This is a genomic window from Streptomyces aculeolatus, assembly GCF_020400605.1.
Taxonomy (GTDB): domain Bacteria; phylum Actinomycetota; class Actinomycetes; order Streptomycetales; family Streptomycetaceae; genus Streptomyces; species Streptomyces aculeolatus.
In genome coordinates this window covers 1-824 of sequence record NZ_JAINRD010000084.1, presented here as the reverse complement: position 1 = coordinate 824, position 824 = coordinate 1, and the positions used below count along the sequence as shown (strand labels likewise).

General features: G+C 66.1%; 1 protein-coding gene. It reads left to right on the top strand.

Translation table 11 applies throughout. The annotated features are described in order from the left end of the window. Positions 1-37 precede the first annotated feature (37 nt). Positions 38-824, top strand: a 787-nt coding sequence (locus tag LG396_RS38805; RefSeq protein WP_225798313.1) for an IS630 family transposase, incomplete at its 3' end; no start/stop codon positions are given.

Sequence of the window (824 nt, the reverse complement as noted above, 5' to 3'; positions counted from 1 at the left end):
CTAGTGACCTGAGTCGGAGATTTGTCGTTGGTTGGGTATGAGTCGTCCGGGTCCGAAGATTCCGCCGTTGTTGGTCACTGATGCCCAGCGGGTGGTGCTGGAGGGCTGGTTGCGTCGCCGGTCGACGGCTCAGGCTCTGGCTCAGCGGTCACGGATCGTGCTGGAGTGCGCCGAGGGCCACTCGATCATGGAGGTGTCCCGGCGGTTGCGGATCTCTGCGGACACGGTCCGTACCTGGCGGCGCCGCTTCATCGAGCGGGGTCTGGACGGTCTTTCCGACGAGCCCCGGCCGGGTGTCCCCAGGAAGATCACCGATGCCGATGTCGAGCGGGTCATCGTCAAGACGCTTGAGGAGACGCCGAAGAACGCCACCCACTGGTCGACCAGGTCGATGGCCGCGGCAACAGGCATGTCGCAGTCGACCGTCTCGCGGATCTGGCGGGCGTTCGCCCTGGCCCCGCACCGGTCGCAGACGTTCAAGCTGTCCACCGACGCGCTGTTCATCGACAAGGTCCGCGATGTCGTCGGCCTGTATCTCGATCCGCCGGAGAAGGCCCTGGTGCTGTGCGTGGACGAGAAGTCGCAGATCCAGGCCCTTAACCGGTCCCAGCCGGTCCTGCCCATGGTGCCCGGTGTTCCCGAACGCCGCAGCCACGACTACGTCCGGGCCGGCACCACGACCCTCTTCGCTGCCCTGGAGGTCGCCACCGGCAAGGTCATCGGCTCCCTCCACCGCCGCCACCGGGCAGCGGAGTTCAAGAAGTTCCTGACCAAGCTCGACAGAGAAGTCCCCGACGACCTCGACGTGCACCTGATCCTGGACA